The sequence below is a fragment of the Nonomuraea terrae genome (genome assembly GCF_044465245.1).
Classification (GTDB): domain Bacteria; phylum Actinomycetota; class Actinomycetes; order Streptosporangiales; family Streptosporangiaceae; genus Nonomuraea; species Nonomuraea terrae.
Genome location: NZ_JBITLL010000003.1, coordinates 572,923 through 587,009 on the forward strand (window position 1 = coordinate 572,923; position 14,087 = coordinate 587,009).

Below are 14,087 nucleotides of genomic sequence, written 5' to 3' on the forward strand. Positions count from 1 at the left end.
CGATCTTCCGTCACCTCCACCGTAGCCCGGGTCGGCGGCACTGAGTTGAGTCGATTGACTTAAAATGATGGGGCGGCTTGAATGGGCCTTTGGTCCACGATCGTGGGAGGCATCGTGAGCAACGCCGATGTGCACGTACCGGATTATCCGTTCAGCAACCCCACGGCGCTGGAGCCGCCTGAGGAGTGGGCGCGGTTGCGGGAGGGGTGTCCCGTGGCGCCGATCCGGCTCCCGAGCGGCGACCAGGCGCTGCTGCTGACCCGCTACGACGACGTGAAGCAGGTGTTGTCCGACCCCCGCTTCACCCGCGACCTCGACGCGCCCGACGCCGCCCAGGTGACCGCGAACGAGTCCGGCGGCGTGTTCGGCGGCATGTCCAGCATGAGCAGCGACAACCACAAGGCGTGGCGGCAGCTCATCGGCAAGACGTTCACCGCCAAGCGGGTCTCGGCCATGCAGCCGCGCATCGAGGCGATGACCGGCCACCTGGTCGGCGAGATGGTCAAGCAGGGCTCGCCCGCCGACCTGGTGGGCTCGCTCGGCTTCCCGCTGCCGGTGTGGGTGATCTGCGACCTGCTCGGCGTGCCCGACTCCGACCGCGACACGTTCGCGTACTGGTCCGACACCATGCTGAGCCTGACCAGATTCACCCAGGACGAGATCGACTCGGCGCAGGCCGACTTCGAGAGCTACCTGAAGGCCCACGTCGAGGCCAAGCGGGCCGAACCGGGCGACGACCTGATCAGCGAGCTGATCTCCATCGTGGGCTCGCTCGACGGGCGGCTGACCGAGCAGCTCATGATCGGCACCGCGAAGGGGCTGCTGGTCGCGGGGCACGAGACGACCGCGAACATGATCGGCAAGATGGTGGCGATGCTGCTGGCCGACCGTACGCGCTGGGAGCGGCTGCTGGCCGACCGCGCGCTGATCCGCACGGCGGTGGAGGAGAGCCTGCGCTTCGACGCCAACCCGGGCTTCGGCATGCCGCGTTACCTCAGCGAGGAGGTCGAGGTCGGCGGCGAGCGGCTGCGCGCGGGGACCACGGTCGTGTGCAGCATGGCCTCGGCCAACCGCGACGAGCGGCAGTTCGCCGAAGCCGCCACCATGGTGCTCGACCGGCGGCCCAACACGCACGTCGCCTTCGGCGCGGGCCCCCACTCCTGCATCGGCCAGGCACTGGCCCGCACCGAGCTGCAGACGGTGCTCCAGGTGCTGCTCGACCGCCTGCCCACGCTGCGCCTGGCCGAGCCCGCCGAGGCCCTGATCCGCCGCGAGGGGCTCGTGGTCGGCGGCCTGCAGGCGGTGCCGGTCGCATGGTGAACGTCGCCCGCGCCCGCGAGTCAGGCGGGCGGGCCGCCACGACCCGGGCGGCGATCCTCGACGCCGCCGAGCGGCTGTTCGCCGAGAACGGCGTGGCCGCGGTGTCCAACCGGCAGATCAGCGAGGCGGCCGGGCAGGGCAACCACTTCGCGGTCGGCTATCACTTCGGCACCAAGGCCGACCTCGTTCGCGAGATCGTCCGCCGGCACGCCGCCGCCGTCGAGCACCTGCGCGTGCGGATGCTGGACGAGGTCGCCGGCTCCTCCGACCTGCGTGCCTGGGTGTCCTGCCTGGTGCGGCCGTTCACCTGCCACCTCGACTCGCTGGGGGTGCCGAGCTGGCGGGCCCGCTGCATGGCCCAGGTCACGACCGAGCCGGCCCTGCGCGAGATCGTCATCGACGAGACGGTCGCGACGCCCGCCATGCGCGGCACGCTGGAGGGCCTGGGCCGCGCGGTGCCCGGCGTGCCCGGCCACGTCCACCGCGAGCGCTCCGACATGAGCCGCGTGCTGATCGTGCACACGCTGGCCGAGCGTGAGCGGGCCCTGCACGAGGGCGGCCCCACCACGCGCACCTCCTGGGAGGCGACCGCCGTCGGCCTCATCGACGCCGTGGTCGGGCTGTGGCTCGCCCCCGTCACCGCGCTCCCCGACGACCCCCCGACGACAACGGACACCTGAATGCGCGGCCTCGCGAACAAGAGCATCGTCGTCCGCGGCGGCGCCACCGGCATCGGCGCGGCGACCGCCGAGCGGCCGGCCGAAGAGGGCAGCCGGGTGCTGATCGGCGCCGTCCACGCCGCCGTGTTCACCTCCCGATGACGCCTGGTGACTGGCCTGCCGCGGCGTGCAGGGCGGCCAGGTGGCCGAACACCACCGCGGGGCCGATGGTCGAGCCCGGCCCCGGATAGGTGCGGCCCATGACCGAGGCGGTGGTGTTGCCGGCGGCGTACAGGCCGGGGATGGGGGTGCCGTCCTCGCGCAGCACACGGGCGTGCTCGTCGGTGAGCAGGCCGCCCTTGGTGCCGATGCCGAGGTCGCCGGGGTGCACGCGCATCGCGTAGAAGGGGGCCTTCTCCAGGGGGCCGAGGTTGGGGTTGGGTTTGACGCGCGGGTCGCCGTAGTAGCGGTCGTACGCGGTGCGGCCCCGGCCGAAGTCCTCGTCGACGCCGGTGCCGGCGAACCCGTTGAACCGCTCGACGGTGGCCCGCAGCGCGGCCGGGTCGACCTCCATCCCGGCGGCCAGCTCGCCGAGGGAGCCGGCCTTGAGCAGCAGGCCTGCGTCGTACCATCGCTGCCGACCGGCCAGCAGCGCGGCCGACAGGTAGCGGCGGGCGTGGCGGGCGTCGGTGACCAGCCAGGCGGGCAGCTTGCCGAGGGCGAGCAGGTCGTGCCCGAAGTCGATGTAGGACGCCGACTCGTTGGTGAAGCGCCGTCCTTGCGTGTCCACCACGATCGAGAACGGCATCGAGCGTTCCCACAGGACGAAGTTGGGGTGACCGTCGGGGCCGATCAAGGCCGAGCCCCACCAGGCGTCGTCCATCAGGGCCAGCGCCGCCCCGGCCCGCGCGCCCAGCTCGATCGCGGTGCCGAGATCGCCTTCGGGGGCCGAGGACCAGCCGGGGACGCCGTGGTGCTTCTGCCGCCACTCGGGGTTGTGCGCGAATCCGCCGGCGCCCAGGATGACGCCGTTCCTGGCGCGTACGCGGAGCGAGCGGCCCTCGCGGGAGACGACGGCGCCGGTCACGCGGCCGTCCTCCATGATCAGCTCGGTCAGGGGGGACGACAGCCAGACGGGAGTCTGCTGGTTGCGGACGACGTACATGAGGGAGCAGGCCAGCGCGCCGCCGGAGCCGAGCAGGCGCTTGCCGGTCGCCACGCCGCCCAGCGTGCGGAGGACGAGGCGGGCGCCGCGGACGAAGCCGTCGGGGCTGGACCAGGCGCGGGAGAGCTGCCACACGTCGTCGGTCATGACGGGCACCGGCAGGCCGTCCAGCGCACGGGAACGCCCGGCCCACGGCCCGAGCAGCTTGGCGTCGAACGGCCTGACCTCGATCGCCCGGCCGATCTTGCCGCCGGGCCGGTCGGGGTAGTAGTCGGGGTAGTCCTTCGAGCGGGCCCAGCGCACGCCGTGCCGGTGCAGGAACCGCACGACCTCCGGCGCCGTCCTCAGGAAGGCCAGCTTGCGTTCGCGCGAGGAGGCCGGGCCGACGTCGCCGATGACGTCCTCCATGTACGCCAGCGCCTCCTCCAGGGAGTCGTGCGCGCCGGCGTGCCGCATGAGGGGGTTGTTCGGCATCCATAAGCCGCCGCCGGAGATGGCGGTCGTGCCGCCCCACTTGTCGGTGCTCTCGACGAGCAGCACGTCGAGCTTCCTGTCGGCCGCCGTGATGGCCGCGCTCATGGCCGCGGCGCCGCTGCCGGCGATCAGCACATCGACGATCTTGTCCCATTCCTCTGCCATCGCGGCTCCTTTGCTCGAGCGTGCACGGTCGAACGGGCGCTTTCCGACGGATGCGGGAGACGTTGGAAGCTGCAGCGTAAGTCGGCCAACTTGTTAAATCAAGTGACTTATCAGGACTTCTGGTGCTTGACGGAGCGCCCGTCAGCGCTTACGTTTCCGGCGATCGGTGAAAATATCGTCACATATCCGAAACTTTCGGAAACGGCATCCCCTCCGGAGGTCATCTCGGTGAAGCCGCTGCTCATCGCCCTCGCCCTCATCCTCGCCGCCCCCTTACCGGCCCACGCCCACCCGAGTCAGCCCCGCGACCTGCGGGAGCTGGCTCAGCGGCACGGCATCAAGATCGGTTCGGCCGTCGACGTCGCCGCGCTGCGCGCCGAGGCCGACTACCGCAAGGTCCTCAACCGCGAGTTCAACCACGTCACCGCCGAGAACGCGATGAAGTGGGAGTCGGTCGAGCCGCAGCGCGGCGTGTACACCTGGGCCGACGCCGACGCCGTCGTCGAGAACGCGCGCCGCAACCGCCAGCAGGTCCGCGGGCACACCCTCCTCTGGCACAACCAGCTGCCCGCCTGGCTCACCTCCGGCGTCGCCGACGGCTCCATCGGCGCCGCCGAGCTGCGCTCGATCCTGCGCGACCACATCACCACCCAGGTCGGCCGCTACAAGGGCAAGATCAGGGCCTGGGACGTGGTCAACGAGGTCGTGGAGGAGGACGGCACGCTGCGGCGGAGCATCTGGCTCACCCACCTCGGCCCCGGCTACATCGCCGACGCCTTCCGCTGGGCGCACCGCGCCGACCCGCGCGCCAAGCTCTTCATCAACGACTACAACCTGGAGTGGAACCAGCCCAAGATCGAGACCACGCTGTCGATCGTCAAGGACCTGCAGGCCGAGGGCGTGCCGATCCACGGCGTCGGCTTCCAGGGCCACCTCGGCATCCAGTACGACTACCCCGGCGACTGGGCCAACGTCATGCGCCGCTTCGCCGACCTCGGCCTGGAGATCGCCATCACCGAGCTGGACGTGCGCATGGTGCTGCCGGTGACCCCCGACAAGCTCGCCACCCAGGCCGACTACTACCGCCGGGCCCTCACCGACTGCGTCAGCGTCAGGGCGTGCGAGGAGATGACCCTCTGGGGCTACACCGACCGGCACTCGTGGGTGCCCGGCTGGTTCGAGGGCGAGGGATCCGCGTGCGTCATGGACGAGAACCTCGCGCCCAAGCCCGCGTACCACGCGCTGCTGACGGTGCCCCGTCAGCGCCGCTAGCCGCGTCCGGCCGGACCCGGTTCGAGGCGCTGCAGGAGGCCGTGGACGAACCGGGCCCGGTGAGTCGTGCCGCCGTACGGGAAGTCGACCGTCCAGTGTTGCGGTGCGGGGCCGTCCATGTGCACGGCGCCGGGGAAACTCGCCCCCACGTCGGCCACCACGCACGCCCACGGGACGAGCTCGGCGAAGGTCAGCGCGGCGGCGCCGGAGGGCCGTACGAACCACTGGTTCCACAGTTGCCCGCCGGGACCGAGCAGCACCTCGAACTCCAGCCCCGGCCAGGACGGCAGCGGCCAGCGCAGCACCTGGCAGCGCAGGCTCCCCGCCGTCCTGCTCCCCCGGTACGGTGCCGGCCCGAGCGCCCGGCGCACCGCCGCCGCCTCTTTGGGCGCCCTCGGCGCGTGGGCCGTGCGCGTCCAGTGGGAGTGCGCGGCCCGAAGCTCGCCCCGGGACGCCCCCATGGCCTCCAGCGCCTCCTCGACCCGGCCGGGGTTGAGATCGCGCATACGATGCATCAACGCCAGCTCGAACTCCCGCACCCCGAACGCCATGCCGTCCAGCTTGCCAGCCCCCGTCACCTGTCGCTGATCAGGGCTTTGACGATGAGCTGTTCCTCGCCGGCGGGCCCGTCGAGGCGGAGTGACACGTCCCAGACGCCGCTCATCGAGAACAGCTCTCCCTCGGCCAGGAAGCGGCCCGGCCGCTGCTCGCGGGCGGTGAGCTCCGGCGTGGAGTGACCCATCTCCGGCATGACCGCCGACACGGCCACGGTGTCGGCATCACCCGCGTCCACCACGACCTCCATCGAGACACGGCCGGTGACGGGCTCCTCGATCAGCACGGTGGCGGCGTAACGCGTTCCGGCGGTGCTCGTGCGGAGCGGTTCCGCCGCCGCGTTCCGGCCCGCCACGAACAGCGCCACTCCGACCGCCACCAGCACGGCCACGACCGCGAGCCGCTTCATCGGGCGCTCCCCGCCGCCGCGACGTCCACGGTGAACGGCGCGGTCACGATGCGGTCCGCGGTCGCGTACTGGGCCCAGGCCAGGTAGCGGCCCGGCTCGGGGAAGCTGAAGGTGAAGCGCAGCAGGGAGCCGGGCGTGCCCATCTCGTGGACGTGCCCCATGAACGCGCCGTCCTGGCTGCGGACGAGCAGATGGCCGGTCATGCCGAGCCAGGGCCGTACGTCGCCGGGCGCGTCCAGCTCGATCGTGGCCGGCCGCCCCGCGACGGGGGCCGCCGGCCGCAGCCGTGGCGCCGCGGCCGCCGCCTGGAGGCTCTCGCCCGCCGGATCACCGGCGGGGTGCACCGTGAAGGCGCCGGTGAGGAGCTGGCCGCCGGAGTCCTGGCGTTCGACCTCCGCGTGGGCGAAGTAGCGGCCGGGGCGGTCGGCGCGCAGCCGGACCTCCAGCCGTCCCGGCGCGGTGCGCAGCGGGTGGACGTGGCGGAAGTACCGTCCGTCCTCGCTGGTGACGACCACGTGGGCGATGGCCTCGTGGTGGACGGCGAGGTCGTCCACGGGCCGCCCGGTCGAGCCGTCGACGAGGTCGAGCCGCAGGGTGAACTCCTCCCCCTCCGCCGGCCGGTCCGGCACCGTGGCCACCTTCCCCTGCGCGAACGGCCGCCCGCCCACCGGCGTCGCGGCCGTGGGCGCGGCCCCGTCGGGCGGCGGCGGGGGCAGTGACGACTCGAACACGACGACCATGGCGGCCACCGTCACCCCGGCCGCGGCGCCCCCGGCCAGCAGCATCGCCGACCCCGGGCGGGCGACCGCGCCGGTGAGCACGCCGCCGACCAGCAGCGTCCCGGCGAGGAACAGACCGCCGTAGATCAGGAAGTCCCCCGCCGAGCCGCGTTCGACCAGGACGCGGAAGGGGATGACGGCGACCTCGTCCCCGGCCCGCAGGGTCAGCTCGTGCGGGCCCGTCCGGGTCACCGGGAGCTCTTCGTACGGCGGGTCGCGGGGCGCCGCCTGTGCCGTGCCGGTCACCGTGCGGCCGTCCTCGACCGAGCGGACCTGCAGGCCGATCCGCAGCGGGGTGACCGGCTCGTACGCGACCACCCCGATCCGCAGCGGCCCCGGCACCCGGGACGTCCCCTTGATCACCACCGTCAGCTCGGTGCCGGCGATCGTCTGGGCGATGCGCAGATCGGCCCCGGCCGTGACGTTGTGCGCCGCGGCCGGCGCCGCCGTCGCCAGCGCCAGGACGGCGACGAGGCAGAGTAGTCGGGGGAACCGGAGGAGTCGGGTCATGCCCGCTCGGCGGCGGCGTTCGGCAGGAACATCGCCCCGAGCGCGAGGCCGACCAGCCCCGCGATGACCGGCGCGCCGGTCCACAGCTCGGGCACGGCGGGCAGACCGCCGCCGGTGGCCGAGGCGACCCCGATGAACAGCGCCCAGGTCGCGAACGCCGACAGCCCCGCGAACGCCCAGTACGCCCCCCGCCGCGCGGCCGACGGCCGCAGCCACCGGATCAGCAGGTCGCTCACCACGCCGGCGGCCACGAAGCCGAGCAGGATCGGCAGGTTCTCGAACTCCGTCTGCGCGCCCGGCATGAGGACGGCGATCGCGTACATGACGGTCACCGACCCGAACGGCAGGTTCCAGCGGCGCACCAGGAGCAGCACGGGGGCGAGCAGGACGACGTTGGTGAGCACCATCGCGGCGGCGAGCCGGTCGGCGCCTGGCCCGTCGAGCAGGGAGAACGCCTCCACGACGCGCTCGGCGCGGTACTGCATGGCGTCGCCGTACATGAGGAAGAGCGACACGAGCGTGGTGGCGAACGCCAGCCCGATCAGCGCCGGCAGCAGGCGGCCCAGCGACGGCCGCTCGCCCACGTCGGGGGCGTGCCACGCCGAGCGCAGCGGCGTGGTGACGATGAGGAGCATCGTCACGATGAGCCCGAGATGTGAGGGGCTGAACAGGATGTCGATGCTGGTCTCGATGCCGAGGAACGTGTGCCACATCATGTCGACGAAGCCGAAGGCGGCGAACGCCGGGATGGCGAGCAGCCCGGCCAGGTAACCCTTGGGCACGGCGGCCAGCCCCTGCCGCCCGGCGCGGACGCCCCGCCACGCCTGCCAGAGGATCCACCCCGACACGACGGCGAACCCTGAGTAGAACACGGCGTGCCAGGGCGTGAAGAACGTCTCCAGCTCCGCCAGGTTGGTGTGCGCCCAGGCGTCGATCATCAGCCCGATGCCGAACCAGACCCCGAGCAACGCCGTGACGAGATCTGTCCTGAGGGACACCCATGCGCGAGGTTCTCCCGAATCAGCCAGTAATCGGCGCATACCCGCGTGCGCGACAGCCATCGTGGCTCCTTTCCGTCCGCTCGAATCTATCCAGCGCACCCGGTCTCCGGGGCAAAGCGACGGCGCCCTTAGATCTTTTTGGAGCTGCCGGGAAATGTTGCGCGACATCGCCCCTGACAGCGGAAGGCTTACGCTGTTGCCCCGGCTTGAGAAGGGCGTCTCCTGTGCGGGATGCTGATACGTCAGGCGGCGGTCGATGTTCTGCTCCGGGGGTCGGATGAGGTCTTTGCGCGTTCTGCGCTGGCTGCCCTTCGTCGTGATGTTCGGTGTCGCCCTGATCGATGTGCTCGCCGGCCGGTCCCTGGTGTTCCTGCCGCTGCTCACGCTGGGCCCGGCCTTCGCGTCGGTGTCGGGCGGCGTACGGCGCACCGCGATGGTGGGCGCGGTGGCGCTGGCCATCTGCGTGCCCATGGCGATGCACAACGGCCTGCTGTTCACCTGGGAGAACAACCTCACGGTCGTCAGCATCGCCGGGGTGACCGCGGCGAGCATGCTGGCCGCCCGCCTGCGCCTGCGGCGCGAGCGCGAGCTGGCGAGTGTCCGGCAGATCGCCGAGGCCGCCCAGCGGGTGCTGCTGCGGCCCGTGCCCCGCAGGGCCGGCGACCTGAGGGTGGCGCTGTCGTACACCTCCGCGGCGGCCGAGGCCCAGATCGGCGGCGACCTGTACGAGATCGTCACCACGCCGCACGGCGTGCGCCTGCTGATCGGCGACGTGCAGGGCAAGGGCCTGGCCGCGGTGGAGACGGCGGCCTGGGTGCTCGGCGCGTTCCGCGAGGCCGCCTACGACCAGGCCGACCTCGCCGACATCGGGGAACGGCTGGAGGTCAGCCTGGCCCGCCACCTTGGCCCCGAGCAGTTCGTCACCGCGATCATCGCCGAGGTCCGCGAGGACGAGCTGACGCTGGTGAACTTCGGCCACCCGCCGCCGCTGCTCGTCCTCGCCGGCGGCGAGCCGCGCACGGTCGAGCCGCCGGAGGCCGGCCTGCCGCTCGGCCTGCGCGCCTTCGGCCCGGGGGCGCCCAAGGCGCATCGCGTCCCGTTCCACGGCGGCGACCGCATCCTGTTCGTCACTGACGGGGTCATCGAGGCCAGGAACGCGACCGGCGACTTCTACCCCCTCACCGAACGCGCCGGGCTCCTCACCCGCGACGACCCCCAGGAGGCCCTCGACGCCCTCCGCGCCGATCTCGTCGCCCACGCCGGCGGCCCTCTCCCCGACGACGCCGCCATGCTCCTCCTCCACCGCCCCACCGATGCCCACCCCCGCGAGGCCGGCGTCGAGCCGGAGCCGGTCCACCAGCCGGGGTAGTGCTCGTACGGGGCGCGCGTGCACGCGCTGCCGGACAGGCCGGCGGTCAGCTTCGCGGGCCGCGTACCCGCCCGCTCGCGGACGCGGCGGCGCCGGTGGTCAGCGGGATCGGTCAGAGCGGGGCAAGGACGTGGAGATGCGTACGGCGAGGGCTGACAGGGCCATGGTGAGGGCGAGGCCGTACGTGAGAGGGGTGAAGGCGCCGAACGCGGCGGCCAGTTGCGGGCCGAGACTGCTGCCGACGGCGAGCATGAAGGAGAACAGCGCGAGGGCCGTTCCCCGGGCCGCGCCGGCGCCGGCGGAGACGGCCTCGTTCAGGCCGGGCAGGCCGCCGGCGATGGCGGCCGCGTAGAGCGCGAGCAGCGGCGCCATGGCGGCGTCGCCCGCCAGGCCGAGGGCCGCCAGGGTGACGGCGGCGGCGCCGAGGAAGGACACCGCGCGCGTGGTCGTGGGGATCCGGCCGAGCCACCGCATGGCGAAGGGCATCAGCACGATGGACGGCAGCCCGGCCGCGCGCAGGACCAGGAGGTGGGCCGGAGAGGCCACGCCGTAGACCTGCAGGCCGGTGTAGACGGCGACGAAGACGGCCAGCAGCATGGCCGAGGCCAGGTAGCGCAGGCCGAGCACCCGGTCGAAGAGCAGGCCGGGCACCGCCCGGTAGACCGACACCAGCGAGCCGCCGCCGTCACGCGGCAGGTCCGGCAGCATGACGGCGCGCAGCGCCAGGGCGGCCGCGGCGAACCCGGCGGCCGACAGGCCGAACAGCCCGCGCCAGCCGATCGCGTCCACCAGGAGCTGGGCGGCGACCTGCAGGAGCACGGCCGAGGTGAGGAAGGAGCCGGTCACCGTCGCGATCGCGACCACCCGGCGGCCGGGCGCGACGCGTTCGGCCAGGTACGCCATGCCGGCGGGCGGGAAGATCGCCACCGTGCCGCCCTGCAGCGCCCGCGCCACCAGGGCCGCCTCCGGGGACGGGCTCAACGCGACCAGCGCCGTCGTCAGAGCGGCCAGCGGGAGGCCGGCCAGCAACAGCCTGCGCCGGCCGTACCGGTCGGAAAGAGGGCCGAACGCCAGGAATCCCACGGCGTAGCCGATGCCGAACACCGTCACCAGCCAGGTCAGGTCTCCGGCGGAGGCCCCCCATCCGGCCGCCATGGCGTCGAGCAGCGGGATCACGACGTACAGCTGGCCGCTGACCAGGACGCCGGTGAGGGTGAAAACGGTCAGCGTGCGCCCGAACGGCGCCACAACAGGAGAGACGAGCGTCATGAGCCGGGACCGTAGCCAACCAACTAGTTGGATGTCAACCGTATGGTTGGTTTGCAACCATACGGTTGGAGGTGGCTATGATGGCCGGATGGCACCCAAGGTCTCGACCGCGGCCACCCGGGCGGCCCTGCTCGCGGCCGCCCGGGAGGAGTTCGCCGCCTACGGCGTGGCGGGCGCCCGCGTGGATCGCATCGCCGAGCGCGCCGGAGTCAACAAAGAGCGCATCTACGGACACTTCGGCAACAAGGAGAAGTTGTTCGACGCGGTCATCACCGAGGCGCTCGACGACCTGACCGCCCAGATCGCGCTGCCGGGGGGCGATCCGGCCGACTACGTGGCCAAGCGGGCCGACTACTACCAGGCCCATCCCGAGCTGGTGCGGCTGCTCATGTGGGAGGCGCTCAACTACCGCGGCCAGGAGCTGCTCCCGGGTCAGGAGAGCCGGGTGGAGCGCTGCGCCCGCAAGGCCGCCTCGCTGGCGGCCGCGCGCGGCGAGGAGCCGTCCGCCGAGACGGCGCGGATGTTGTTCGTCCTGACGGGGCTGGCGCTGTTCCCCGCGATGATGCCGCAGCTGGCCCGCATCATCCTGGGCGAGGACGCCGACGACCACGAGGCCATGCGCGACCACATCGCCGGGTTCGTCGCCGCCGCCCTCACACAGCCCAGCCGGTGAGGCGGCCGCCGATGGTGATCATGGGCGGGCGTTCGTCGATGCCGACGTCCTTGGTGCACACGTCGTGCCCGGTCTCCGTCCGGCGGAACTGGGCCAAACGGCGCGACGGGCAGTGACCGGCGGTGATCTTGCCTTGGCGTTCCAGGCGGGACCAGGCGGCGAGCATGATCTGGCAGGCCATGCAGCCGAGCGCCTCGGTCGACTGCGGCGCGTGCTCGCGCGAGCCCAGGTCCACCTGGGCCAACGCGTCCAGCCCCGCGAGGTCGAGCAGGTCGATCAGCAGCCCGATCTCCACCCCGTAGCCGGTCAGGAACGGCACGCGTTCGAGGGCCGAGCGGCGGCCGGCGTACTCCCCGGCGAGGGGCTGGACGAAACCCGCGAGCTGCGGCCAGTGCAGGTTGATGAGCGGGCGGGCGACAAGCTCGGTGACGCGGCCCCCGCCGTTGGGGGAGCCGTTGAGCGGCCGGTCATAGCAGCCTTTGACGTACGCGACCCTCGGATCCGCCAGCAACGGGCCAAGAAGCCCGAATACCAGAGAAGAGCGAAATTTCCGGATATCGGCGTCGACGAACACCACCACGTCCCCCGACGTCACCGCCAGCGACTTCCACAGCGCCTCCCCCTTGCCGCTGAGCGGCTCCAGGTCGGGCAGGATCTCGTCCTGGGCGTGCACCTTGGCCCCCGCCCGCGCGGCCACCTGGGCCGTGTCGTCGCTGGAGCGCGAGTCGATGACGACGACCTCGTCCACGAGCGCGTCGAGCTCCCGCCGGATCACTCCGACGATCTGCCCCACGGTTTCGCGCTCGTCGCGGGCCGGGAGCACCACGCTGACCGTGGTCGCCCCTTTGGCGGCCGCCAGGTCCCGGATGTTCCAGTCTCCGGCGGACGAAGTACGGCGTCGCAACCATCCTTGCACTTCAGGAAGCATGCGAGCCTCCCCCCGTATCCCCACATGTCAGCTTATGTGGTGGTGGCGTGCCGCTCCAGGAACGTGTAGACGTCGGCCTCGTCCACCCCCGGGAACGACCCGGGCGGCAGCGCGGCCAGCACGTGGGAGTTGGCCCGCGCGGACGGCCAGGCGTAGCCCTCCCAGCGCTCGGCCAGCTCGGCGGGCGGGCGCCGGCAGCAGTCGCCGTTCGGGCAGTTGGACTTGGTGCGGTGGGTGGTCTCGCGCCCCCGGAACCAGCGCGACTCCTTGTACGGCACTCCGAGTGTGATGGCGAAATCCCGTTCCCTCGACGGATCGACGTGGGCCACACAGAAGTACGTACCCGTGGGTGAGTCGGAGTACTGGTAGTACACCGAGAACCGGTCGGGTGAGGCGAACACCTGCCTCCCCGACCACTGCAGGCACATCCGCTGCCCCTCGATGGCCCCCTGCTCGTCGGCGGGGAAGACGATGCCGTCGTTCTCGTAGGCCTTGTAGATGGTGCCGCTGGCGTCGTTGCGCACGAAGTGGCAGGCGAGCCCCAGGTGGTGGGTGGCGAGGTTGGTGAAGCGGTGGGCGGCCATCTCGTACGACACCGCGAACACGTCGCGCAGGTCCTCCACCGACAGGGCCCGCGCCGCCTTGGCCTCCTGCAGGTAGAGCGCGGCGGCCCTCTCGGGCACGAGCACGGCGGCGGCGAAGTAGTTGGCCTCGGTGCGCTGACGCAGGAAGTCGGCGAAGTCGCGCGGCCGGTCGTGGCCGAGCGCGAGGTGGCCGAGCGTCTGCAGCAGGATCGTGCGCGGGGTGTGCATGCCGAGCTGCTCGTGCTTGACGTAGATGCGGCGGTTGCGCAGGTCGGTGATGGACCGCACCGAGCGCGGCAGGTCCTGGGCGGTGTGCACGGTGTAGCCGAAGTGCGTGACCAGGCCCTGGATCGTGCTCTGCGACAGGGCGCCCGTACGGTAGCCGACCGCGTCGAGCGCCTCGGCGGCGGCCTTCTCGATGTCGGGGAAGTAGTTGCCCACCTCGCGCTGCCGCCGGCGCAGCTCGGCGTTGGCGACCCTGGCCTCCTCGGGGGTGGCGGTGCCGCGGGCCTGCCGGGCGCGCAGCTCGCCGTACAGGCCGAGGATGTGCTCCAGCACGTCGTTGGGCACGCGCGCGGAGACCTTCAGGCGGGGCAGCCCGAGCCCGGCGTAGAGGGGGTCGCGCTGCGCCTCCTCCAGCGCGATCTCCAGCTGGGCGCGGCGGTTGGGCGGCTGGCGGCGCAGCAGCTCCTCGACCGGTACGCCGAGGGCGGCGGCCAGCGACTTGAGCAGAGAGAGCTTGGGCTCGCGCTTTCCGTTCTCCAGCAGCGAGAGCTGGCTGGGGGCGCGCCCGACGCGGGATCCCAGGTCGGACAGCGTGAGGCCGCGCTGTTTGCGCAGGTGGCGCAGGCGCTGGCCAAACGCGATGAGATCGAGCTCCTGCGTCAAAGACAGCGGTTCTTCGCCCAGCAAGGAGACCATGGCGGCATCTTAGACAGAAAATCGGGCCATTTTC

At 72.3% G+C, this 14,087-nt stretch carries 14 protein-coding genes; 6 read left to right on the forward strand and 8 right to left on the reverse strand.

The window, feature by feature from the left end; all coding sequences use genetic code 11:
- Positions 1-81: 81 nt before the first annotated feature.
- From ACIBP6_RS15125 to ACIBP6_RS15135, 3 genes are read left to right on the forward strand one after another with little or no spacing between them, the layout of a single operon-like run.
- The gene (locus tag ACIBP6_RS15125; protein WP_397052441.1) at positions 82-1,320 is read left to right on the forward strand and encodes a cytochrome P450; all 1,239 of its coding nucleotides are present in this window, start codon (positions 82-84) and stop codon (positions 1,318-1,320) included.
- Positions 1,314-2,000, forward strand: coding sequence for a TetR/AcrR family transcriptional regulator (locus tag ACIBP6_RS15130; protein ID WP_397052443.1), 687 nt, complete (start codon positions 1,314-1,316; stop codon positions 1,998-2,000). Before ACIBP6_RS15125 ends, ACIBP6_RS15130 begins: the two co-directional genes overlap by 7 nt.
- Positions 2,001-2,141 (forward strand): hypothetical protein, encoded by a 141-nt coding sequence (locus tag ACIBP6_RS15135; RefSeq protein ID WP_397052444.1) that lies wholly within the window; start codon positions 2,001-2,003, stop codon positions 2,139-2,141.
- Here ACIBP6_RS15135 and ACIBP6_RS15140 read toward each other — a convergent pair.
- Positions 2,128-3,783, reverse strand: a complete 1,656-nt coding sequence (locus tag ACIBP6_RS15140) for an FAD-binding protein (protein WP_397052446.1) — start codon at positions 3,781-3,783, stop codon at positions 2,128-2,130. The genes ACIBP6_RS15135 and ACIBP6_RS15140 overlap by 14 nt on opposite strands.
- Before the next feature lie 228 nt (positions 3,784-4,011).
- On the opposite strand from ACIBP6_RS15140, the gene ACIBP6_RS15145 reads away from it, so the two are divergent.
- Positions 4,012-5,055 carry an endo-1,4-beta-xylanase gene (locus ACIBP6_RS15145; protein WP_397052447.1) on the forward strand — a complete coding sequence of 348 codons (1,044 nt, stop codon included), beginning with the start codon at positions 4,012-4,014 and terminating at the stop codon, positions 5,053-5,055.
- Here ACIBP6_RS15145 and ACIBP6_RS15150 read toward each other — a convergent pair.
- From ACIBP6_RS15150 to ACIBP6_RS15165, 4 genes are read right to left on the reverse strand one after another with little or no spacing between them, the layout of a single operon-like run.
- Positions 5,052-5,633: a hypothetical protein gene (locus tag ACIBP6_RS15150; protein ID WP_397052449.1), complete on the reverse strand. Its 582-nt coding sequence runs from the start codon at positions 5,631-5,633 to the stop codon at positions 5,052-5,054. The genes ACIBP6_RS15145 and ACIBP6_RS15150 overlap by 4 nt on opposite strands.
- Positions 5,630-6,019, reverse strand: a complete 390-nt coding sequence (locus ACIBP6_RS15155) for a hypothetical protein (RefSeq protein ID WP_397052451.1) — start codon at positions 6,017-6,019, stop codon at positions 5,630-5,632. The genes ACIBP6_RS15150 and ACIBP6_RS15155 overlap by 4 nt, the downstream gene beginning before the upstream one ends.
- The gene (locus tag ACIBP6_RS15160) at positions 6,016-7,308 is read right to left on the reverse strand and encodes a hypothetical protein (RefSeq protein WP_397052452.1); all 1,293 of its coding nucleotides are present in this window, start codon (positions 7,306-7,308) and stop codon (positions 6,016-6,018) included. Before ACIBP6_RS15160 ends, ACIBP6_RS15155 begins: the two co-directional genes overlap by 4 nt.
- Positions 7,305-8,306, reverse strand: a complete 1,002-nt coding sequence (locus ACIBP6_RS15165; protein WP_397052454.1) for a hypothetical protein — start codon at positions 8,304-8,306, stop codon at positions 7,305-7,307. The genes ACIBP6_RS15160 and ACIBP6_RS15165 overlap by 4 nt, the downstream gene beginning before the upstream one ends.
- A 280-nt stretch (positions 8,307-8,586) precedes the next feature.
- Here ACIBP6_RS15165 and ACIBP6_RS15170 point away from each other — a divergent pair, with 280 nt between their 5' ends.
- Positions 8,587-9,678 (forward strand): PP2C family protein-serine/threonine phosphatase, encoded by a 1,092-nt coding sequence (locus ACIBP6_RS15170; RefSeq protein ID WP_397052456.1) that lies wholly within the window; start codon positions 8,587-8,589, stop codon positions 9,676-9,678.
- Positions 9,679-9,777: 99 nt separating this feature from the next.
- Here ACIBP6_RS15170 and ACIBP6_RS15175 read toward each other — a convergent pair whose 3' ends face one another.
- Entirely contained in the window at positions 9,778-10,947 is a 1,170-nt protein-coding gene (locus ACIBP6_RS15175; RefSeq protein WP_397052458.1) for an MFS transporter, read from the reverse strand.
- Between the two features lie 88 nt (positions 10,948-11,035).
- Between ACIBP6_RS15175 and ACIBP6_RS15180 the strand changes: the two genes are divergently transcribed.
- Complete coding sequence (locus ACIBP6_RS15180) at positions 11,036-11,620, forward strand: TetR/AcrR family transcriptional regulator (protein ID WP_397052459.1); 585 nt, start codon at positions 11,036-11,038, stop codon at positions 11,618-11,620.
- Here the strand turns inward: ACIBP6_RS15180 and ACIBP6_RS15185 are convergent.
- Entirely contained in the window at positions 11,601-12,548 is a 948-nt protein-coding gene (locus tag ACIBP6_RS15185) for a glucosyl-3-phosphoglycerate synthase (RefSeq protein WP_397052461.1), read from the reverse strand. The two genes, ACIBP6_RS15180 and ACIBP6_RS15185, sit on opposite strands and share 20 nt — an antisense overlap.
- A 32-nt stretch (positions 12,549-12,580) precedes the next feature.
- Positions 12,581-14,053, reverse strand: coding sequence for a helix-turn-helix domain-containing protein (locus tag ACIBP6_RS15190; protein ID WP_397052463.1), 1,473 nt, complete (start codon positions 14,051-14,053; stop codon positions 12,581-12,583).
- Positions 14,054-14,087 lie beyond the last annotated feature (34 nt).